Source organism: Streptomyces sp. NPDC093109 (genome assembly GCF_040701725.1).
GTDB lineage: Bacteria > Actinomycetota > Actinomycetes > Streptomycetales > Streptomycetaceae > Streptomyces.
On record NZ_JBFBEZ010000095.1, the window covers coordinates 1 to 5,174 of the forward strand.

Sequence of the window (5,174 nt, forward strand, 5' to 3'; positions counted from 1 at the left end):
AGAGTTCATCAGGAACCAGACGCTTCGACAGATCAGCACCCACGACAGACATCATGCCGTACGAACCCTCAAGCCACGTGAGACACCCTCTAAAGGTCTTGGCGATGCACACCAACCTGGCAAAGCATCGAATGCCCGCCCTTGCCGCCACGCGGGTCGGAGCCGTCTACCCCGACACCCACGACCCGCGTGTCGAAGTGGCGATCGCTCCGGATCCGGGCGTCGGCCGCAGCATCACCCTGACACAGGGCAGCGTCCTGGCCAGCGCCCCTCAGGGAGAGCGGATCCTCCTGAACGTGGTTCCAACGGTCGCCCTGCAGCGCCCGCACACCGGTGCCTGGGTCGTAGCCGCATCCGAACTGGGAGCTCTGGAGAAGTGGGTGCGCACCATCGCCATTCCGACCCTGGTCACCGGTGGGGCCGAAGTGCCCAACTTGCCTCCGCAGCTGGACATCACCACCGGCCACAACGATACCCGCCAAGCCCTGCTCGGAGCAGGAAACATCCCAGCAGCCGACCGTGCAAAAGCCAGAATCAGCGCCGCAGTGTCGCGCGCAAGCCTTGTTGACCTGCTCGCGCCGCTGCCGGACAGCCCAGGGCAAGGTGTCCTGCACGCCTGGATTGCTTCGTTGGACGATGCACAGGTACTTGAGCGCATGCATCATCTCGCTACCGGGCAGGTGGTTGCCCTGGTCGGGATCTTGGCAGAGCTCCACCAATTTGCAGTGGCTCACAACTCCGGCAGCCCTCCCCCTGCCTGGGCCGCTGAACACGGTCCTGGAGGCCTGCTGGCTTTTCCGCCAGTCCACAAGCGGCGAGAAGTTGCAGCCACCGCGTTCGCAGCCCGGCGCGGCGACAACGCGGCCCCACGCCTTGCTTCGCGACAACCTCTTTAGGCGAGGGATCGCGTCGAGCAGGGGAATCATCTGTGTGACGTCGTGACAGTTTCCGCCGGTCAGCGAGACCGCGAGCAAAATCCCCCTGGCAGTCCTCGATCACGTGATGCTCGGATCCGGGCCGCCCGCGATCGACCGGCGAAGGCCCGACGTAATCTCCTCCTTGAGAGCCCGGACGTGGGAGCCGTCGACTGGGCAGTTGTCCATATTCAGCGTGTCTGCAGCGCGCAGCTAAGTCAGCAAGGCATGGTGCAGGGCAGGCCAGCCCCGGCCCAACTTGGCTTCGTTGGCTCAGGTCGCTCAGCGGCTCGGCACCACCACGGCGCACGTCATTTATCTGCGTCCCGGCATCCGGTCGACTGGAATCCTCCCCGTTTCCGGCACACCCAGCACACGCCACCCGAATCGGGCAATGGCGCACCTGCACGAACAAGACCACAAGCGCGCCGGCACGAGTGCCGCAACGATATCGCCGAACGTGCAACAGAGCCCCGGATCAGTTGTGTTGCCTATGGATGACTGGTGCGCGCGGGTGACATGCTTGCCCCTATGCGGATTCCTGTGGAAGTACGCCCCGACTTCATCGCCAAGGTCGCCCGACGCACGGATCCGCTGGGCGCCGTGGAAGAGCTGGTGTGGAACAGCCTGGACGCCGACGCCACAGAGGTGCATGTCGACTTGGAGCTCGACGACTTCGGCGGAGTCCAGGCCGTCGCCGTGCGGGACAACGGACACGGCATCCCGGCCACCACGGTGGAGTCCAAGTTCAAGGGCATGGGCGGATCCGGCAAGCGCACTGCCCCGGGAACGGAAAGCGGGCGGCAACTGCACGGACGCCACGGCTACGGGCGTTTCCGGGTACTGGCTCTCGGCGCGTCCGCGACGTGGACATCGGTCTCGGACGGCCCGGACGGACGAACCGAGGTCGCCATCCGCTTTCAGGACGGCGACAGCAACTTCGACGTCGACGAGCGCGGCCTCGCACCGTCCAGAAAGCCAGGCACCCTCGTCCGGGTCACCGGTGAGGCGCAGCGCAAACAGCGCCTCACCGCGGACAGTGCCCGTGAAGAGCTGACCAGCCGCCTCGCCATGTACCTGAGCAAGTATCCTGCGGTCAGCGTGTGGTGGTGCGGCACCCTGCTCGATCCCAGCGACGTAGTCCAGGGCGAACCGTTCGAGGAGGAACTGGACATCGGCCTGGACCACCCGGGTCCCGGTCCGGTGCTGCGGATCGTGGAGTGGAGACTCAGGCCGCCGCGACGTGAACTGCTGATCTGCGACGGCGTCGGCGTCCACCGGGTCACACTCCTGGCGCAGATACAGGCACCGGACTTCCACTTCACCGCCTACGTGTTGTGGGACCGCTTCGCGAACCTGACCGACCACGACCTGCTGGAAGGCGAGTTCGAGCAGGCGGACTCCCTGCTCGGTGCCACAGTCAAAGCCGCGCGACACCGTCTGCGCTCCTATTTCCGTGACCAGCAGCGTGAGCTGACCAGGAAGCTGGTGAAGCAATGGATCGACGAAGGCGTCTACCCCTACACCGGCGAGCCGACCGGCCCGGTCGAGACGGCGGAGCGCGAAACGTTCAACGAGGTGGCAGGGCTGGTCAGCCGCCAGCTCAAGGGGCCGAAGGCAGCGCGGCGCACACAGATGGTGCTGCTGCGCAAAGCACTGCGTCGGCAACCCTCTGCGATGCCGAAAGTCCTCGATGAACTGTTCGGGCTGTCGACGCCGCAGAAGGAACGACTTGAAGACCTGGTCGATCGCACGCCGCTGGCGAATCTCATCGCCGCGAACGCGGAGACCGTCGACCGCATCGATGCCCTAGGCGCACTGCGTACACTGCTCTTCGAGTTCGAAGCCCGCTTCACGCTGCGGGAGAAGGACCAGCTTCACCGCATGCTGGAGAAGGAGCTGTGGATCTTCGGAGACGAGTACACGCATGCCGTCTCCGAGATCGGGCTGACCAAAGCCTTGAACCGGCATCTGCCCCGCCTGGAGAGCAGGACAGTGCCTCAGCAGCGAGTCCAGCTCCACCACGGCACCAGCGGCCGGCTCGACCTGCTGCTATCCGCCGTCTCAGGAGCGGCCAAGACCAAACAACACCTCATTGTCGAGCTGAAGCGACCCCGCACCGTCCTGTCGGAGGCCGAAGTCGCCCAGATCAACAGCTACGCCTACGCCGTCACCACCGATGAGCGCTACCGTCACGACGACCAGACCCGCTGGGAGTTCTGGCTGGTCGGGAACTCCATCAGTAACGAGGTTCAGTGGCAGCACCCCGACGGCTACATCAGGAGCGACGGGAAGGTCACCATCCGCATCATCACGTGGGGCGCGATCATCGATGCCTGCGAGGAACGACTGCGCAAGCAGCGGGAACGGCTGGACTACGCCTCCGACCAGACACGTAGCATCGAGTACGCACAACGGGTCCACGCCGACGCAGATGTGGTTTCCCTCCTCACCCCCCGGGCGGACGACAGCGCATAAGCAATCCTGCAGGAACTGGCGAAAGGTGCACGGTCTACCTCCCACCCGGCCCTTGCTCACTCCACGTCGGCCCGCGTCCCGGGGACGCAGCGCAACAGCGGTGGCCAGGCGGACTCGGGCCCGCACAAGCCTCGTTGACCTTCTCATCCCGCTAGCGAGCAGCCTGAGGCGCGGTGTCATGCACGCCTGGATATCCTCCCTGGACGATGGGCGGCGACCGACGCCGCCGACATCCGGGGCCGGGTTCTCGCCCGAGCACCCTGGAGCGGGTGAGCTCCCGGAGGCGTCGCGTCGACCTCACGCGGCCCGCGTCGGGCGATGGTCATGTGGCGGCTGAGGCGCTTCGGGGAGGTGTGGAAGGAACAGCCCGGTGTCACTGGCCCTGACAGTGGACGCGGTGGTCGGGGCGTCCGCGTCGGGGATCACGACGATCCCGCCGAGGTGGTCAGTGACCCACGCCGGAGGAGTCCGGCCTTCCAAGACATCCCGTACGTAGTAGGGGACCTCCGCCCGTAGGCCTCGGAGCGTGTGCGCGAGGTACGGCACCGAGAAGTGCCCGAAGTCGTTGGGGACGTTCTCGAAGAGGGCGCCGGTGACCGGGGCGGCGCGTTGCATGACCGCAGCACCTGCGAACTGGCCATTCCTGATCCGCTGGACCGGCCGGAGCAGTTCCTTTGCCACCCTGCGAGATCCCCGCTGAGGCTGGCGCAGGAAGCGATCGAGGTCCTCGCTCAGCCCGCGTGCGAGTGGCACGATCGGCGCGTCCAGGCCGTCGGGGCTGGCGACGTCCTCGACGGGGATCGCGTCGTGGAAGGCCATCACGCCTGCACTCACCCCGCCAACCCCGACGGCGACCTCCGCTACCAGGGCGGAAACCGTGGATACACCGACCCGGTCGCGTTCCTTGCAAGGAACGTCGTCATGGGTGCGGTCGCAGTTCAGAGTCGATCGGTACTGCGAGTCGCCGCAGTACAGGACGTAGGCCGCAGGGACGTGGAAGCGGTTCGACGCCCTGATCAGCTTGGAGAGCTGGGTCCGGTCGTCCCCGCGCGTCTTGTACGTGAAGTCGATGCTCCAGCGACTACCGTGCACCTTCAAGATCTTTGCCTGGACGAGGAGCGCGAAGCAGGTGCCGTCCCGGTCCACCCAGCACCACAGCCAGTCGGCTCCGTTCTCCTTCTCATGATCAGCGGTGAACTCGACGAACTGGATGCGCGGGCTCGCGGTCGACAGGAGAACCTGGGTCGCCGCCACTTCAAGGAACATCCCGCCGGCGTCTAGCATCCCGGTCATCAGACGATCAACTGCCGACCGACCCTGCCGAAGCGCCTCGTACGGGCTGGTCTCATGACCGCTGAACTGGCTCAACGCGGCTGCCCCCTTGGAGATTTGAGAATAGTTCATCCCTATTATCCTCACCGCAACGGCCGTCGTCGGAACGTTCAAGAAGTCCGGAACGCGCCAGCGAAGTCGCGCACATCCGGAGCGCAACGGAGCGATAGGCGGTCGTAGACGAAGTGGTCGAGGTGCAGCCGCCCGGGGCCCGGCCAGCTTTTCACCTCGCCCGTCAAGACATCGACGTGCGTCCTGGTCAGGAAGACCTGCCCGGAATGGGGCGGCTTCCCCTGAAAGAACAAGGTGGACGTCCGGAGGCGATTCAAGGAGAGCGCGTCCCGCGGCTGCAGGACGGGTCATGTCCCGTCGAGTGGTGTAGCCGATCAAGTGGCGGTCGTGTTGGTGGTGTTGGGTAGTGCGGGGGCGCTTTCTGGGCGCTCGGTGGGG

Annotated in this window: 3 protein-coding genes and 1 pseudogene; 2 read left to right on the forward strand and 2 right to left on the reverse strand. The window is 65.7% G+C overall.

The features are described 5' to 3' along the window. Positions 1-104: 104 nt before the first annotated feature. Positions 105-896, forward strand: coding sequence for a hypothetical protein (locus AB0389_RS37570; RefSeq protein ID WP_366400086.1), 792 nt, complete (start codon positions 105-107; stop codon positions 894-896). Positions 897-899: 3 nt separating this feature from the next. Here the strand turns inward: AB0389_RS37570 and AB0389_RS37575 are convergent. Then, positions 900-1,160, reverse strand: a pseudogene (locus tag AB0389_RS37575) (transposase); the annotation flags it as partial. A 285-nt stretch (positions 1,161-1,445) separates the two neighbouring features. Between AB0389_RS37575 and AB0389_RS37580 the strand changes: the two are divergent. Next, complete coding sequence (locus AB0389_RS37580) at positions 1,446-3,392, forward strand: ATP-binding protein (protein ID WP_366400084.1); 1,947 nt, start codon at positions 1,446-1,448, stop codon at positions 3,390-3,392. Between the two features lie 297 nt (positions 3,393-3,689). On the opposite strand, the gene AB0389_RS37585 is transcribed toward AB0389_RS37580, so the two are convergent. Next, positions 3,690-4,838, reverse strand: coding sequence for a hypothetical protein (locus tag AB0389_RS37585; protein ID WP_366400085.1), 1,149 nt, complete (start codon positions 4,836-4,838; stop codon positions 3,690-3,692). Positions 4,839-5,174: the final 336 nt, after the last annotated feature.

Excerpts from the sequence above, each read along its gene's own strand:
- AB0389_RS37570 (WP_366400086.1), top strand. The coding sequence starts at position 105 with ATGCACACCAACCTGGCAAAGCATCGAATGCCCGCCCTTGCCGCCACG.
- AB0389_RS37580 (WP_366400084.1), top strand. The coding sequence starts at position 1,446 with ATGCGGATTCCTGTGGAAGTACGCCCCGACTTCATCGCCAAGGTCGCC.